Source organism: Shimazuella kribbensis DSM 45090 (genome assembly GCF_000428065.1).
Classification (GTDB): Bacteria; Bacillota; Bacilli; order Thermoactinomycetales; family Thermoactinomycetaceae; genus Shimazuella; species Shimazuella kribbensis.
Map to the genome: position 1 here is coordinate 14,792 of NZ_ATZF01000012.1, position 15,048 is coordinate 29,839.

13 protein-coding genes and 7 tRNA genes are annotated in these 15,048 nt (G+C 40.3%); 9 read left to right on the forward strand and 11 right to left on the reverse strand.

Translation table 11 applies throughout. The features are described from left to right. The first annotated feature begins 46 nt into the window (after positions 1 to 46). Complete coding sequence (locus tag A3GQ_RS0115120) at positions 47 to 505, forward strand: hypothetical protein (RefSeq protein ID WP_028777775.1); 459 nt, start codon at positions 47 to 49, stop codon at positions 503 to 505. A 53-nt stretch (positions 506 to 558) separates the two neighbouring features. Here A3GQ_RS0115120 and A3GQ_RS0115125 read toward each other — a convergent pair. The 3 genes from A3GQ_RS0115125 to A3GQ_RS0115135 all read right to left on the reverse strand — a co-directional run bounded on the left by A3GQ_RS0115125 (position 559) and on the right by A3GQ_RS0115135 (position 888). Continuing rightward, positions 559 to 635: transfer RNA gene (locus A3GQ_RS0115125), tRNA-Arg, on the reverse strand. A gap of 32 nt (positions 636 to 667) precedes the next feature. Then, positions 668 to 744, reverse strand: a tRNA-Arg gene (locus tag A3GQ_RS0115130). Between the two features lie 70 nt (positions 745 to 814). Next, positions 815 to 888, reverse strand: a tRNA-Cys gene (locus A3GQ_RS0115135). A 561-nt stretch (positions 889 to 1,449) separates the two neighbouring features. On the opposite strand from A3GQ_RS0115135, the gene A3GQ_RS0115140 reads away from it, so the two are divergent. Continuing rightward, positions 1,450 to 1,866 (forward strand): YugN family protein, encoded by a 417-nt coding sequence (locus A3GQ_RS0115140; RefSeq protein WP_028777776.1) that lies wholly within the window; start codon positions 1,450 to 1,452, stop codon positions 1,864 to 1,866. A gap of 147 nt (positions 1,867 to 2,013) precedes the next feature. Here A3GQ_RS0115140 and A3GQ_RS0115145 read toward each other — a convergent pair. The 4 genes from A3GQ_RS0115145 to A3GQ_RS0115160 form a co-directional block, all read right to left on the reverse strand. Next, a tRNA-Trp gene (locus A3GQ_RS0115145) sits at positions 2,014 to 2,087 on the reverse strand. A gap of 39 nt (positions 2,088 to 2,126) precedes the next feature. After that, positions 2,127 to 2,202 (reverse strand) — tRNA-Thr (locus A3GQ_RS0115150). Between the two features lie 20 nt (positions 2,203 to 2,222). Continuing rightward, positions 2,223 to 2,298: transfer RNA gene (locus tag A3GQ_RS0115155), tRNA-Phe, on the reverse strand. 14 nt (positions 2,299 to 2,312) lie between these two features. Beyond that, a tRNA-Ser gene (locus A3GQ_RS0115160) sits at positions 2,313 to 2,406 on the reverse strand. 253 nt (positions 2,407 to 2,659) lie between these two features. On the opposite strand from A3GQ_RS0115160, the gene A3GQ_RS0115165 reads away from it, so the two are divergent. Then, positions 2,660 to 3,457 carry a hypothetical protein gene (locus A3GQ_RS0115165; protein ID WP_028777777.1) on the forward strand — a complete coding sequence of 266 codons (798 nt, stop codon included), beginning with the start codon at positions 2,660 to 2,662 and terminating at the stop codon, positions 3,455 to 3,457. A 560-nt stretch (positions 3,458 to 4,017) separates the two neighbouring features. Here A3GQ_RS0115165 and A3GQ_RS0115170 read toward each other — a convergent pair. Next, the gene (locus tag A3GQ_RS0115170; RefSeq protein WP_028777778.1) at positions 4,018 to 4,371 is read right to left on the reverse strand and encodes a hypothetical protein; all 354 of its coding nucleotides are present in this window, start codon (positions 4,369 to 4,371) and stop codon (positions 4,018 to 4,020) included. Positions 4,372 to 4,646: 275 nt separating this feature from the next. Between A3GQ_RS0115170 and A3GQ_RS0115175 the strand changes: the two genes are divergently transcribed. Genes A3GQ_RS0115175 through A3GQ_RS0115185 form a run of 3 tightly spaced genes read left to right on the forward strand, consistent with a single transcriptional unit; the run spans position 4,647 to position 10,295 of the window. After that, positions 4,647 to 7,193 (forward strand): hypothetical protein, encoded by a 2,547-nt coding sequence (locus A3GQ_RS0115175; protein WP_028777779.1) that lies wholly within the window; start codon positions 4,647 to 4,649, stop codon positions 7,191 to 7,193. An 11-nt stretch (positions 7,194 to 7,204) separates the two neighbouring features. After that, the gene (locus A3GQ_RS0115180; protein ID WP_028777780.1) at positions 7,205 to 8,830 is read left to right on the forward strand and encodes an SWIM zinc finger family protein; all 1,626 of its coding nucleotides are present in this window, start codon (positions 7,205 to 7,207) and stop codon (positions 8,828 to 8,830) included. A gap of 16 nt (positions 8,831 to 8,846) precedes the next feature. Continuing rightward, positions 8,847 to 10,295 carry a reverse transcriptase family protein gene (locus A3GQ_RS0115185; RefSeq protein ID WP_028777781.1) on the forward strand — a complete coding sequence of 483 codons (1,449 nt, stop codon included), beginning with the start codon at positions 8,847 to 8,849 and terminating at the stop codon, positions 10,293 to 10,295. Between the two features lie 75 nt (positions 10,296 to 10,370). Here the strand turns inward: A3GQ_RS0115185 and A3GQ_RS0115190 are convergent, their stop codons facing one another. Beyond that, a complete protein-coding gene (locus A3GQ_RS0115190; RefSeq protein ID WP_028777782.1) occupies positions 10,371 to 10,697 on the reverse strand; it encodes a hypothetical protein in 327 nt (108 codons plus the stop codon). Positions 10,698 to 11,155: 458 nt separating this feature from the next. Here A3GQ_RS0115190 and A3GQ_RS0115195 point away from each other — a divergent pair, with 458 nt between their 5' ends. Next, positions 11,156 to 11,554: a hypothetical protein gene (locus A3GQ_RS0115195; protein WP_028777783.1), complete on the forward strand. Its 399-nt coding sequence runs from the start codon at positions 11,156 to 11,158 to the stop codon at positions 11,552 to 11,554. A 169-nt stretch (positions 11,555 to 11,723) separates the two neighbouring features. On the opposite strand, the gene A3GQ_RS27750 is transcribed toward A3GQ_RS0115195, so the two are convergent. Continuing rightward, positions 11,724 to 11,915, reverse strand: a complete 192-nt coding sequence (locus A3GQ_RS27750; RefSeq protein WP_028777784.1) for a hypothetical protein — start codon at positions 11,913 to 11,915, stop codon at positions 11,724 to 11,726. Next, a complete protein-coding gene (locus A3GQ_RS0115205; RefSeq protein WP_028777785.1) occupies positions 11,912 to 12,814 on the reverse strand; it encodes a LysR family transcriptional regulator in 903 nt (300 codons plus the stop codon). Before A3GQ_RS0115205 ends, A3GQ_RS27750 begins: the two co-directional genes overlap by 4 nt. Positions 12,815 to 12,937: 123 nt before the next feature. Here A3GQ_RS0115205 and A3GQ_RS0115210 point away from each other — a divergent pair, with 123 nt between their 5' ends. Then, positions 12,938 to 13,951 carry an alpha/beta fold hydrolase gene (locus tag A3GQ_RS0115210; RefSeq protein WP_028777786.1) on the forward strand — a complete coding sequence of 338 codons (1,014 nt, stop codon included), beginning with the start codon at positions 12,938 to 12,940 and terminating at the stop codon, positions 13,949 to 13,951. Positions 13,952 to 14,044: 93 nt separating this feature from the next. Further along, a complete protein-coding gene (locus A3GQ_RS24550; RefSeq protein WP_083964258.1) occupies positions 14,045 to 15,043 on the forward strand; it encodes a quinone oxidoreductase family protein in 999 nt (332 codons plus the stop codon). Positions 15,044 to 15,048: the final 5 nt, after the last annotated feature.

Consider the following 15,048-nt stretch of genomic DNA (forward strand, 5'->3'; position numbering starts at 1 on the left):
TTTATGGTAAGATAGTGTAGGAGTCGTTAAAGATAGGAGTGACTGGATGAGAAAATTTCTCGTACATACCATTGGTCTGTTATCTGCTATTTATGACAAGCTGTCTTCTTATCGGACAAGCTGGATTACCTCTACTTGCATCTGTTTACTTATCAGCATTACCTCTCTCATATACATACATCAGCATCTTTCCAAATCGTATATTATGCCTAAAAAGCTCTCCTTTCTTTCTCATTTGCAAATCTCGGAAGCTTCCATTCCCGCGGTTCGTTCGCGTCAAGAATATGATCTGTATCCAATCGAAGTGGTTAAAAATCACACACCCACGCAAACCTCCCATGAAATAATGATTTTGCCATTTCCACGCCCACCTACCCCAAATATAAAATCGACTAGCTCTAGATTCGTCAAACGACATCCCCAAAAAGAAAAAATCACCCCTAAACAATTGCAATCTAAAAAACGGCATCCATACATACGTGCTTCTGTCTTGTTATGGCAATAAATCCATAAATAAATAAAAAAAGATGAAAGCATATGCTTTCATCTTTTTTTATTTGGCGGGCCCTAGAGGAGTCGAACCCCTAACCTTCTGATCCGTAGTCAGACACTCTATCCAGTTGAGCTAAGAGCCCATATTCATTTTTGACTATACACTTGTTGAAAATGGCGGGCCCTAGAGGAGTCGAACCCCTAACCTTCTGATCCGTAGTCAGACACTCTATCCAGTTGAGCTAAGGGCCCATATTGATTTTCAACAACGAAATCTATCGTACCTTTTTTGTAGAGATATGTCAAGCTTTTTTTGTTAAAATGGAGGCGGCACCCGGATTTGAACCGAGGATAAAGGTTTTGCAGACCTCTGCCTTACCACTTGGCTATGCCGCCATGAAAAATAACATGTTGATTATATTCCCATTGATAATGTTACCTCTTTTTGTTAGTGCAAACGATCTGATTATTTAAAAAGCATTCGTCTAACACTTGAATAGTTTAACATAATCACACTAGAAGTCAATACCCTAGATTAAAAAACTCCCAGCAAATTTCGGAGTCTTTGCTAAAGGTTTGTTTGAAATTAATGTATTGCTTCTGTACCGCAGACAGCTACAACCCTCCAACTCGTAAAATTAAGGTCATGCCCATGTCCTAATTTCTACGAAGCGGCGCCAGTCCCTCGAGTGACTAATCATTCGGGGGGGGGGGCTGCATTCATTTGATAAAAACTTCATCAATCTTTTGAATTCATTGTTCCGTTAGGAGATCCTTTTAAATTGAATTGCGGGAACGAAGAACAAGTAATATTAAATTTAAATGATAAATAAAGATCCAAAACGTTAATATTTTAACGTTTTTCTTTTTTTAAAACTACCCTTCCAATAAATCAAAAACAACATGTATGAAAAAACAAAAACCTCAAACACTATAATCAGAAAGGAGTCGATCCAAATGATACCGATTGATTCCCCTATAGAAGGGAAACAAATTCAATTCCAAACCATATCGCAAAAATTAGAACAAGACGACTTCCACTTAGGCGGCGGATATACATACGACCACGGATATTTTGACAAAGCTCTGGACTGGGAAGAAGAACAGGGAAATCGATACTTCCTCCGTATACCTGTTTATCAAGTAAATGGAGATATTGGCGATCCAGATACCCTAGTCGAGATCGGAAAGCCTTTTGTGATCAAACATGAATTCCGCACGCATACCAATGATCCAGATGCAGATGCAGGTGTATTTAGCGGTCTAATTGACCAATTCACTGCCCCTATTAATACAGATAATCATCCAATAGATGAAAAATGGATATCACGGGCAAAGGATATCCTGATACATGCAGAAAATAAACTATTGTGAGACACTTCTCACTAACGCTAACACTAGACTAAAATATATTCATGGCTATGTTTTTCTACCTATAGTATATTCTTCTCCAATCAAAAAAAATGCTGCTCTAATCATCCTTTGTAGGAATAGAGCAGCATTTTTTCCTTACATACCAATTGGCAGGGGCGGTAGGAATTGAACCCACACTGGAGGTTTTGGAGACCTCTGTTCTACCATTAAACTACGCCCCTAAAACTTAGCCACCAAAATAATATTGGTGGCAGTTTGTATGGTGCTGAAAGCAGGAATCGAACCCGCGACCTACTGATTACAAGTCAGTTGCTCTACCAGCTGAGCTATTTCAGCATATTATAAAGTGTTTCAAATGGTGGCCCGGGACGGAATCGAACCGCCGACACGAGGATTTTCAGTCCTCTGCTCTACCGACTGAGCTACCGAGCCATCTATGTATAAGATGGCGGAGAGGGAGGGATTCGAACCCTCGAGACAGGTTTTGCCCGCCTACACGATTTCCAATCGTGCTCCTTCGGCCAGCTCGGACACCTCTCCAAACACTTGATGTTTGTTAGGAACGAAATCTATCTTAACCCGAATAAGGGTATATTGTCAACACCTTTTTTCATTTTTATTTTTTTACATAAAAATTAACTATATACCAAGGAAAGAGAGCGTTCTATTCTCTCGTAAAAAATAGCTTCCCTATAACTTCCTCAAATAATTATTACATAAAAAAATGTTTATCAAAACAAGAAAAGAAAATATAATGAATATATCAACATCCAAACTCGTAAAAGGAGCCCTAATGGGTGATGTGGAGAAACTCGCTGCTGGCACAACACTCGATCAATTCAAGGTCGAGGTCATTAGTGACTTGCATCTCTCCCGCTTCTGGCAACTACTCGTGCTGTGCAACTGGTTGAAGGAAACACGGAAAAATGATTCTCTGGTAGACAACCCTGTGCACTTCGTTGATCAAGAGTTCACAGACGATCAGCAAAACCGTGTCTACCGCGTCTACCGATCAACTTATAGCGTCTTCAAGTTTCTCCTAAAGTTCCAAAGCTTGAAGAAGATCAACAAGTGGCTACAGAAATACGAGTGGCTGCAAAAGCTCATGGGGGTGGAGACACTTCTCAAACTGTACTTGGTTAACGTTGTCACTGTTCTGGAAGGGGAGGACTTTCTGTTCTTTGCCGTGAGCGGACCGAAGAACCAACACGCTGGAGAAATTGGTCCAGTTGGAGGCATGCTAGACCATGAAAACATGGCAGCACCGAATCCTTTCTACTCCAACTACTCCAAGGAACTCGAGGAAGAGGCTGGGGTGAACGCCGACAATCCTGAGCACATTTCCTCCTACTCCGTTGCCTACCTCGGTCGAAGGGCCAGCGAAAACGAGAGTGTAGAGCTGATCGTTCTCGCCCAGACTCCGCTGAGCCAAGACCAGTTGGAGGACTTGGTGAAAAAGAGTTCAGATGGAGAATTCTCCGAAGTCAAATTCCTGACGAAAAAGACAGAAGATGTGGAGGAGCTCCTTCGGAGCAACACCCCTCGATGGGAAAACCTGAACCCGCTCCTCCAAAAAATGTTCGGCCTCTAACCCTATACGGGTAAGAGTTGCTGTACAACATAGCCCTATAAAACTTAAACCAGACACAGGGCTCATTGTGCAGAGTGCCCCCTTTCAAATGAAAGGGGGCACAACTATTATTCGCTCGTTCCTGTTTTACATTTATTTACATAAAATTTTCATTTGCAAAAATATATGTTCTATGTTAATTTATTATTAGTATTTGAAAAAGTGTACATATCTAGAAGTTATCTAGCTATCTTGTGTACGGTGTTACGCCGTATCAGCGTGTAAGATTCCCATACATCATCCGGTCCCGCGTTACTATACTAGACCTACCGGGTAGGGGGGTGATCGTGAGTTGCCTAATAAGGCGTAGCCGCAACTACGATCGACCCCCCTACCCGGGGTCTAGCTCAGTGGCGTTACCAGATCATAGTGTTTTCGTAGATAACTTCTTAAAACCTAGCTAAGTTTACTAGCTAGGTTTTTTATTATATTTTTCCCACGTTATCAATATAAACAGCAACTGGTCATCTGAACGAATTCAAATGACCAGTCGTACTGCGCTGTTGAAGCAGAAATCAACCTCAGATGACAGAAGTCATCAGAAGACGCTCACCTGTCCCCTTCAGATCACGTAGCTCGTTCATCAGCTTTTCATGGTCCTTGTCGTCCACGAGGAATCGAACTACCTTAGAAACCGAACCGAAATTGTTCTTGACAGTCAGTTCGATGATGCTGTCATCCTCGATGACCTCGAACTCATCCGATTGCTTGGTCATCCCTTGAATGAAGGCGATGCAGCCCGCTGCATCGTCTGCGAAGATACAGTCTCCCCACTTCAGACCAAGGCCTTGTCCACGCTCTTGAACATACTGCTCATGAGAGAAGTGACCCTCCTGAACGATGATCTGGACGCCTCGAAGCTTGTCGAAGCTCATTTTCTCCTCCATCTATGCGCAACAACACTAACTTACCATTCACTATATCATTATCAGATTCTTCTATCATTATCAATTTTACCTATTTTACATACATCTCCCGCTATTACGAATATATTTTCGGTTCTTTCTTGACGCAATTCTCTTAAATCATATATATTTATTGAAATAACATCTAAAATCTATATTTATCCAAAAAAATCTTTTTCTTTTTTAACGACCTGACCAAATGAAAGGTCAGGTCGTTCTGTAAGCAAATAGAAAGGAGTAGTCCTGTGCTGCAAAATAAAATAAAAACAAAAGACGAATCGTTCATTCAAAAAGAATGGAACGAATACAAGAATCACGTATCATGGTGGGAAGCCGAACAGCCTCTTTCCCCGCTCCCTGCAGAATTACAAATATTATTAATTAAAAATGATCCTTCTTTTGTAGATGAATTAATGAAATTTGCCATTCTTGTAGAAAGCAGTTATGTATGGAACGACAAAACAAAACGATACGACTACGCTCAGCCTAGTGTCGTTTTAAAAAGAGATCGCTCTTGGCTGTGGACTCTCTATTTACTCGATCATCCTCTGGCAAAAGAAGGATTAAAGAAATTACTTAAATACTACACTTATCAAGAATTCCAAACATTTACAGCTAATACTGGCGTATACATTGGATATTACAATTACTATGGTGGTCGCAATGGTTCTTATCATGTTTTAAATACAAACTATATGCGCTATGTAAAAGCCATTTACAAATTGGCTGAAAAAAGACAAGATCATGAAATTTGGACCCTTCTTGCACATCGCTTTGACACACAGCGAGATTACAACAACTCTATTACTCGTCCTCAAAAAAACACGAACTCAAAAAACCGATGGCAATACGAATATGGATCGACTCCAAAAACACGGCGTTACTTGACAAGGAGAAGCTGGCGTCATCTTAACAAAATAGGAGAACAAGATTCCTCTGTATATGTAGAGATAACAACTGATTTGTTGCTGCAATATAACACTTCACATACCAAACAAATACGCGTGTCTCACCCAAAAACCAATCACACGCATTACATAAAATCCTATATACAAAATTGGCTATATAACCATATCTTATACCATCACAGTAAAAGATTTACTTATGGAAGTTCAACTTGGAAAGCATCCGATAATGCTTACTTCGATGATGCATCTGATATTCGCGAAGAAGCTTTCCCTTCCTTATGGGACCAACATCCAGATAAGTTACTTCAGCTCTTGATGGAAGCGGAAGCATCACCTGTCGTCCATTTTGCAGGACGTGCATTGCGGCTCGGCAATCCTGTCTTTGTAGCAAAAATATCAAATAAAATTATCGATCAATTACTCCAATCGAATGAACCATATCGTCAAGAGTTCGCCGTGCGAGAAGTACTCCATCGATTGGATAAAACAAATCCTGATCTAGAACGCTGGATAAAACTCTCTACCCATCCAAATGAAAAGATTCGTAGTTTAGCAAATGAATTTCTACAAACACATTCCACTCATTGGTCTAAAGAAACAAAAATTCAACTCGTTTTAAAATGTCTAGAAAAAATTAATGAATCTCCAACAGCAGCTTATTTAGAAGAATGGTATTCCTTATTTAAAAACGAACTACAACCCATTCTTAGGGAAATCGTCACGATCTCTATGCTAAAAGAGTTGTTACATCATGAGAATACAACCGTTCAGCGATTCATTGCCTTACTATTTTCCATGATCCAACGTCATCAACACCCTTATGTTGCAGATGATTTATTGCCATTTTTAGAGCATCGTGCTGAAATCATCCGCGAAACTGCTCGTAATGTTTTACATAAAGATTATATGGTGCTCTCCTGTACACCTGACTTCTTAGCAAGATGGTGTGCTATTCCGTTTGAGGATAATCAAGTTTTCCTTACACCGTTTTTTGCTGATCGAATGCACTGGCTCATGCCAATGCTAACTCCTTTTTTAGATGAACTCTGGTCTCGCATGATGAATCCAGATCTACCAGAGTCCAGTCGGGTTTTTATACAGAATGATTTGCTTGGCACCTTGTTTTTGTCGGGATTAGTCGATACTCCCTTGGATCAAATATTGACACTTTTGGATCATCATGATACCGATTTTCAGACGCTCGGTGCCCGAATTTTTGCAGCCAAGCAACCGACTGTCGATCAGTTTACAATGGATCAATTGCAAAATTTAGCACACAATCAAATCGCTTTATGCCGAAGCCAAGCTCGAGACATGATCATTCAAGTGAAAGAGCAAATTACCGATCAATGGTTGGTTAACTTCGTTGAAACGGAGTGGGATGATACAAGGGATTGGGGATTCGCATATATGCGATCGATGTCTGTAGACCAATTCACTCCAACACTTATTTATGGTCTCATCGACAGCGCACGTCAAGATGTACAAGCTTTTGGGATGGAAATGGTCGACATCCATTTTAACGATTTAGACATTACCGAATTATTGCTTCGATCTAGTGAAAGTACCGATCTATATGTACAAGAATATGCACTTTCGCTTGCGGAGAAAATCGATTGGGATGCTGACAAAGTAGTAAGGTTGGAACTGTTTTTCCGTACTATCTTATTCAAAGTACATCAAGCAAGAAAAGCAAAACAGATGGTACTCAACCTATTAATCCGACTAGGGAAAACAGATCGCCAAATGGCAGAAAAAATCATCCCTATCCTAGCAGATCTTGCAACTATTGGTGGAAAGCGTGACTTTGAGCGAATTTTATTTACGTTGACCCAGTTACAATCTCTGTATCCTAACTTAGAAACACCTCTACAACTAAGATAAGGAGGAATACCATGTTATTTCAACAAACATACGCTTCATCGAGTGGAGTGAGCTATGCAGGCGGAAATTCGCTTGTTAGCTTTGCACCTGATCTAGGACGAGAGCCTACCTTTTTTCGTGGAAAGATAGCCGATCCCATTCGTTATCGAGATGCAATGATTGCATTGCGTGATGTCGTCGTATCCGATTTGAATTTCAAACCAAAAGATAACACGGCTTATCAAGAGTGGGTAAAACAACAATACCTGCTGGATATAGCAGGTATTCTAGGTGAAAAAGCGGACCTATCCCTGCGTATTCATCAATTGCAAAATCGGATGAATGAGCTGACCAAACTGCGTACAACAAGAATGGGGGATTTCTACAAATCCCAACGCCGCTACTTTGACTGGCTATACAAAAATGATAAAGATGCTTGGTTTGTGCTAGACCCTGTAATCACAGTAGCTCCTGATCAAGTATTTTTTGAAGCTTTTTCATTAGATGAATCTTCTTACGGAAGATTAGCAGTTCATGAAGAATTATTCACTGATGTGAAAGATTTCCAATATGGAACAACCAATATCGATTTTTCCGATAATTTATTAGCAGAACTTAAACGAATTCGCACTTATCGTCCGACAGAATTCCAAGTCGATCCATCTGGTTTTGAAGTCGCAACGGAAGGTCGAGAAATATACAAAGAGAAAAAAATCGATGTACCAACCAGTTGGGTACGTGGCTTTTTGCAAGTACAATCAGCGATGAGCATGCCAACTTCTTCCTTTGAACTAAAACCAATTGATTTGTATAACATCTGTAATTTTTTACGCAAACACAAAGAACAAAACAGTCCGCGATCTTTGAAATATATTTTGAATCCAGGAGAACCTGTAAAACTAATAATGGAACCTTGGAATGAAGAAATTACGTTTGCTGGCTCTATCTACCTAGGAGACTCAGCACAAGAAATTCGCACATGGGGACGTAGAAGATTGTTTTTACTAGAAAGACTTTTACCGCTAGCAGATCGTATTACTGTTCATCTACTAGGTACTGGTATGCCAAGTTTTTATGTAGTGGATATGGGTCATCTCAGTTTTACATTGGGTCTTTCTGGCTGGACTCGAAATGATTGGGCAAGTGCAGGTAATTTTGATCTCATGGTCGGTACAAGTACGAAAGCAAATCCCAATCAATCGGCTCTTGTGTTTGCTCAGCTTAAATTAAGAAAAACAGCAACGGATTCGGAGCTCGCAAGCTGGACCCACTTGCCGACAGACATTGTTCAAGCTGCGCTGCGTCAACTATGTAGCGCAGGTAGGGTGATGTTTGATTTGGAAATTGGAAAATATCGTTTACGTGAGCTCACACGCGATCCCTTACCAATGGATCAACTAAAATACACCAATCCCAAAGAAGAATTGGCAAAAAAACTAGTGAACGAAAACAAAATACAAGTGAAAAAACGAATTTCTCTATCTACTGGTTGGAGTATCGAAGGGGTAAGCGAAAAACAAAAAACCCAAGTCGGGCTGGATAAAGATGGTCGGATTGCTACTGCTCAATGTTCTTGTTATTTCTATAAACAAAATCGTCTGATGCAAGGTCCATGTGAACATATGCTCGCTTTGATCGATATTCATCAAAAATCTTAGCAAAGGGGGTAACTGTATGTCAGAAGAAAACAAAATGCTGACAAGAGAAGAGTGGATTGCCAAAATTCGTTCTGAAGGAAAGCATGAAACCATTCGTGGAGAAATGATCCGGCTCGGTTTTTGGGAAGCTCCCAATCTCACAGATGAAGAAATAGAACAACAAGCAAAAGAAGATGAAGAATATACAGAAGTTCGCAAAGAGCTGCTCGCATTGCAAAAAGAGTCCAAGCAGTTAAAAGATATCGATTTTCTTTTAAAAGAAGCTCGAAAACGCCGAATCGAAGAGAGCAAGCAAAGGCGTGCGGAACGAAAAGCTCAGCGAGAAAAATCACAAGCCGAAGCGAAGGAAAAATGGAAACAACATCGGGAAACCCATGTCATTCATGTCGGTGACGGTGTATCTGCCGGATTAGCTTCGAAAGAAACAAATGAAACAAAATTAATGGAGCGTCAACTTCCTCTTATCCGTTCTGCTTTGCAATTAGCGGAAGAAATGGGCATTACGTTATCGGAATTGAAATGGCTTACCTATCATCGAAATACTGCTACGATCAATCACTATACTCGTTTTACGATCCCGAAAAAAAATGGTGGGCAAAGAGAAATTTCTGCTCCAAAGGCAAAATTGCGCACCGCACAAACATGGATCAAAGAAACTATCTTGGATAACCTAACCGTTCACCCTGCGGCACATGGCTTTGTAACGGGAAAAAGTACAGTAGACAATGCCAAACACCATATTGGGAAAGATGCAGTCGTTAAATTCGATCTAAAAGACTTCTTCCCTTCTATTTCCTTTGTACGAGTACGTGGTTTGTTTGAATCACTTGGATATAGCCGGGCGATTAGCACTCTTTTTGCCTTGATTTGTACGGAAGCCCCTCGCAAAGAAGTGGAGTTTAACGGAAAGATATACTATGTGGCAATGAAAGAACGACAACTGCCACAAGGTGCCTGTACTAGCCCTACCATAACCAATTTGCTATGTAGACGTTTGGATGAAAAATTAACCCAATTAGCAAGGGATAAAGGTTTCACTTATTCTCGTTATGCAGATGATCTTACTCTCTCTGGCAATGGAGATACCTTACAGCAAATAGGATCTATCATGAACAGCATACGCAATATTGTCAGCTTTGAAGGATTTGTAGTAAACGAAGAAAAAACACGTGTACTCCGCGCTGGACGTCGCCAACGTGTCACAGGGATCGTCGTAAATGAGAAAACAAACCTAACACGCAAAGACATCCGAAGCTTCCGTGCTTTGTTACATAATGTGGAACAAAAAGGATTAGAGGAAGAAAACCACAAAAATCATCCGTATTTTTGGGAATATATCAATGGATATGTAAGCTATGTGCAAATGGTGCGACCTGATATCGGACAAAAATTTGCGACTCAAGTGCTGCGAATAGCCGAAAAATATGGTTTACCAATACGTGTCCATGCTAAAAAACTAGGATAAGTCTATCCTAGTTTTTATTTTTTAAAAAGCGTCGCCTGAGCCACGGTTTCAAAGAAACAGCAACCCGGGCGTTTGTCAGATGAAAAGCCGATAGATGCTGATCACCATGACAACAAAGCACACACCCCAGACACCAGCGAGAAGGATCATACCGATATCCGGATAACGCTTGGCGGCACTGTTCTTCTTGGTTTCACTGGCAGCACCCAGATTGATCAATACCAGGATGAACAGGATTGAATACAAAACCGCTCCTGCTACCACCAATCCCAATACGAGCATGAACTGGAGCGCAACATGCCACTCAAACCAGCTACTGACGGTCCAATCACCTACCATACACATGGTGGCACCATAAATGAGGAGAAGGAAGATTGCAGCAAGCCAAGGTATCCCATCCATCGCTCAACAAGCTTCTTCCCCTTCGTCAGAATCGGGTTCTGGACATTGTCAGCCTTCAGATTCATTGCCATCTCCTAGTCTACAAGGCCTAGTGCTATTAACAAAAAAAATACTAAAAAATCTTATTACATTTACTCTTCGAATATTTATTCGCTCAAGTGTAAGCTATGCGCAGAGGGTACGACCTGATATGGAGCAAAAATTCCGATATACATACCAGCCTTGTTCTCGTAAGTAATGAAATTTTATTATCAATATTTATCAAAAATTTTTATAAATAGAATACTAACTTTATTTGATAAAGTAAGCCCTCCCTTTATCCGAGTAATGAATTAACGAATTAACGAGTCTATTTTATGCTTTCGAATAATATCATGCTATCTTATTTTTTATCTATAGATAGAATTCTACGAATCATCTATAATAAATAAGTACCACTCATCCGATCTGGAGGACATGTGAACCATCATCTTGCAGAACTGTTCGACAGGAAAACCATCAGCGAAAGGATTGCATACTTGGTAAGCAATCCAAGCGTGCTGGAGGACCTGTCTGAGATGGACAAGACCGAGGCAGTCACGTTCATCAAAATGAGGTACAAGGGAAGGGAATCCGTTTCCAATCTGGGATGGGAAGACCCCAAAGTACCCACTGCCGATTACCGCGCGGCCAAGGTAACTGGCAAAGACCTCGCTCAGACGTTCAACACTCAGGAGGCAGCACTGGCCAGCATCATTCAAGAGATGCTCATGCGAGCGTATCGCTCGGAAATATTTCAGATGCATAAAGCACTGATTCCGCCTTCGAACGTTCTCCGACGTGCACTTGGTGCGGTTCGGCGACTTCTGAAGAAGTAACCTGATCGGACTGGTTCAACCCCCTTGTGGACTTTATTTAGAGTCTGCAAGGGGGCCTGCTTATTCGTAACCTATTTTTTTACCATTAACCTATGGGATAGCTACTCCTTTTGTCACCATCGTCAAAATGTATTCCGTCATCTCTTCTTCTGAATAGGTGTCCTTTCCCTTACTCCAATCCGCAGCCACTCCAATTATCGTCCAACTCATCCATCCAAACCATCGTTTCTATCGGTATTTGCCAACCACTTTCTGGTGGAGAAACCCGCTCTAACCATTTGAGCAATCTTTCATTCAGTTCTTCTTGTACAACTCTTTCAATCTGCCTGATCCGCGATATCTTGCACCGTCGTCGCTTCAAATCCTTTTTCCTCCATCAGAAATATTTTGTTGAACCACATGCATAAATGCTTGGATCGCAGGTGAAATCCACTTCTCTTTATGCCATAACATTTGTGTATAAATAGAGAAAGATGGAATATCTAGTGGGAGTACGACTAGTTCCCCTCGATCTAATTCTGCTTGAACGACTACTTCTGGGAGAAACGCAATTCCTATGCCGGAAATCGCACACTGTTTGATCGCTTCCGCACTACTAAACTCCAAAAAACTTGTAGCCTCTATGCCTCTTTTTTTGAAAAATTGATCAAATATAGTACGATACGTGCACCCTTTTTCATTGACTAAAAATTGCTCTTCTCGTAAATGTTCGAGAAGCAATTTGTCTGTGTTTAGCAAAGGATGATCCGATGATACCAATAACCGAAATGGTTCATGCAGTAATGATTCACTGGCTATCGAGGTAGAATGAATGGGTTCATCTAGCAAAAAAACGATGTCAGTGGTCCCATCACGAAGACTCTCTTTGAGGTTATCGTAGGACATTGTGCGAAAATGAAGTCTTACACTTGGGTATTCTCGTCGAAATTGGAGAAAAGTCGATGGCAATCGATACGCACATATCACTTCATTCGCACTAATGGTCACTGTTCCCGTTATTTGTTCCTGTTTGATCATCACTTCTCTTGCTTCATCTAACGTATTCAATGCTCGATTCACATAAACAAGAAACTGCTTACCTGCATCCGTCAAAAGCAGCTGTTTGCCAAGTCGATCGAACAAGCGAACACCTAAATCTTTTTCTAATGCTTGCATCTGCATTGTTACATTGGAAGGTACATAATTAAGAGCGGATGCAGCACGACTAAAATTCAGCGTATTCGCAACGGTTTGGAAGGTCACCAGTTGACGAAGTTCCATTTTTCACACCCTTATATTCAAAAATTTTGAATCTAGAAGTCAATAACGATAAATTTACTTGATGTTATAGGTAGTATACACTAACGATACAACCAACTTAAAGCATTTTGAAAGGAGCAGATCATGGATTTTAAAATCTTTCAACTGGGAAATGTCACTCTTCAGTCAGGAGAAGTATTACCTAACGCTTTTCTTGCCTATCAAACCTATGGAAAATTAAATGCTGATAAAACAAATGTCATTGTTTATCCAACTGCTTTCGGAGACCAGCATTACCAAAATGAATGGTTAATTGGACCTGAAATGGCACTAGATCCAAATAAATACTTTATCATCGTTCCAAATTTACTTGGAAATGGACTTTCATCCTCACCTAGTAATACACCAGCTCCTTACGATAAATCTAGATTTCCGAAAGTTACAATTTTTGATAATATTTCATTCCAACATCGTCTGATCACTGAAAAGTTTGGCATTACAAAAATAGCTCTTGTTACAGGTTGGTCACTTGGAGCAGTTCAAACCTTCCAATGGGCAGCAAACTATCCAGACATGGTAGAACGAATCGCTCCTTTTTGTGGAACAGCAAAAACATGGCCTCATACACAAGTTTTTTTGGAAGGAGTAAAAGCTCCTCTAGTCTCCAATCCAACTTGGGAAAAAGGCGAATATCAAAATCAACCAGAAGCTGGTATGCGTGCAATTGGCCGGGTGTATGCTGGATGGGGTTTTTCGCAGGCATTTTATCGAGAAGAACTTTATCGAAAGCTAGGTTTTCCCACACTAGAGGAATTTCTGACTGATTTCTGGGAGAATAACTTTCTAGGAATAGATGCGAATAATTTATTAGCGATGCTATGGACAGGACAACATGCAGATATCAGCGCCAATAACCTCTATAACGGAGATTTTGAAAAAGCACTTCAGTCCATTCGAGCAAAAGCAGTAGTGATGCCCGGAATTACCGATTTATACTTTACCCCTGAGGATAGTAAATACGAAACAGAACAAATACCAAATGCTACCTTTCGGCCTATTGATTCGATTTGGGGACATTTTGCAGGCCGTGGTATACATGATGAAGATACAAAGTTTATAGATGATGAACTTAAAAACTTACTTGCTCTATCAATATAAATTACGTAATCCATAAAGCAGCTACTCAATATATGAAATTATATCATTTTAGAATAAAATGAAACTTTCTAGTAATTTATCGAGGTGAATAACATGATGAAAGCTATTTATTTCAATGAATTTGGTTCTCCAGTAGATGATTTTGATGCATTACAATTAGGGGAAGTACCGCTTCCAGAGATTAAGGAAAATGAAGTTCTAGTGAAGATGGTAGCGGCATCCATTAATCCTGGTGATTTTCTATTTATCCAGAATTTATATCCAGAACCCAAAAAGCCTGTTTTCCCACAACAAATTGGCGGAAATTATGGTGCAGGTATTGTCACCAAAGTAGGAAGTAAGGTCTCATTTAAACCTGGGACATTTGTTACCTTTGGGTATTATAATACTTGGGCAGAATATGCTGCTGTGCCAGCTGAATGGCTCATCCCACTGCCATCAGACTATCCCATCGAAAAAGCTGCACAATTTTTTAATTTGATAACGGCATGGGATCTATTGGAGCAATCGAAAGTTCAATCCGGTCAATGGCTTGCACTTACAGCAGGAAACTCCAGTGTCGCGACGATGGTATCACAATTAGCCAAACTTAGAGGTGTACATGTTATCTCCATCGTTAGAAAAACACATGATCATTTAGACTTACAGACATTGGGAGTCTCACATGTAATCGATTTATCGCAGCTTTCTGGGAATATCAAAGAACCGATCATGGAGATAACACAAAATAAAGGTTTACATGGTCTCATCGATGCAGTTGGCGGTCCACTATCTAGCGATTTAATTCAATCTCTATCATTCGGTGGCCAAGTAGTGATATACGGCAACTATAGCTCCGAAAAATTTGAGTTTCATAACTACGACATCCTGATGAATAACATTGGCATCAACGCTTATCTCTATCAATACTTCTTAACTCCACCAAAACCGGAAGATAGGAAAGTTCTGCAAAAAATTATAGATGTCACAGGAAAAGCCGAATTTCAGGTGTCTATTGGTGGAATGCACCGTTTGGAAGATTTTAAAAATGCAGTTCATGGAAGTCTTCATTTTCCCGAACAAGGAAAAAGATTTTTTACATTTCCTCTTTGAATATA

Coding starts and splice junctions, on each gene's coding strand:
- A3GQ_RS0115170 (WP_028777778.1), bottom strand. CDS start 4,371: ATGAGCTTCGACAAGCTTCGAGGCGTCCAGATCATCGTTCAGGAGGGT.
- A3GQ_RS0115140 (WP_028777776.1), top strand. CDS start 1,450: ATGATACCGATTGATTCCCCTATAGAAGGGAAACAAATTCAATTCCAA.
- A3GQ_RS0115190 (WP_028777782.1), bottom strand. CDS start 10,697: ATGGATGGGATACCTTGGCTTGCTGCAATCTTCCTTCTCCTCATTTAT.
- A3GQ_RS0115120 (WP_028777775.1), top strand. CDS start 47: ATGAGAAAATTTCTCGTACATACCATTGGTCTGTTATCTGCTATTTAT.
- A3GQ_RS0115165 (WP_028777777.1), top strand. CDS start 2,660: ATGGGTGATGTGGAGAAACTCGCTGCTGGCACAACACTCGATCAATTC.
- A3GQ_RS0115205 (WP_028777785.1), bottom strand. CDS start 12,814: ATGGAACTTCGTCAACTGGTGACCTTCCAAACCGTTGCGAATACGCTG.
- A3GQ_RS24550 (WP_083964258.1), top strand. CDS start 14,045: ATGATGAAAGCTATTTATTTCAATGAATTTGGTTCTCCAGTAGATGAT.
- A3GQ_RS0115180 (WP_028777780.1), top strand. CDS start 7,205: ATGTTATTTCAACAAACATACGCTTCATCGAGTGGAGTGAGCTATGCA.
- A3GQ_RS0115210 (WP_028777786.1), top strand. CDS start 12,938: ATGGATTTTAAAATCTTTCAACTGGGAAATGTCACTCTTCAGTCAGGA.
- A3GQ_RS0115185 (WP_028777781.1), top strand. CDS start 8,847: ATGTCAGAAGAAAACAAAATGCTGACAAGAGAAGAGTGGATTGCCAAA.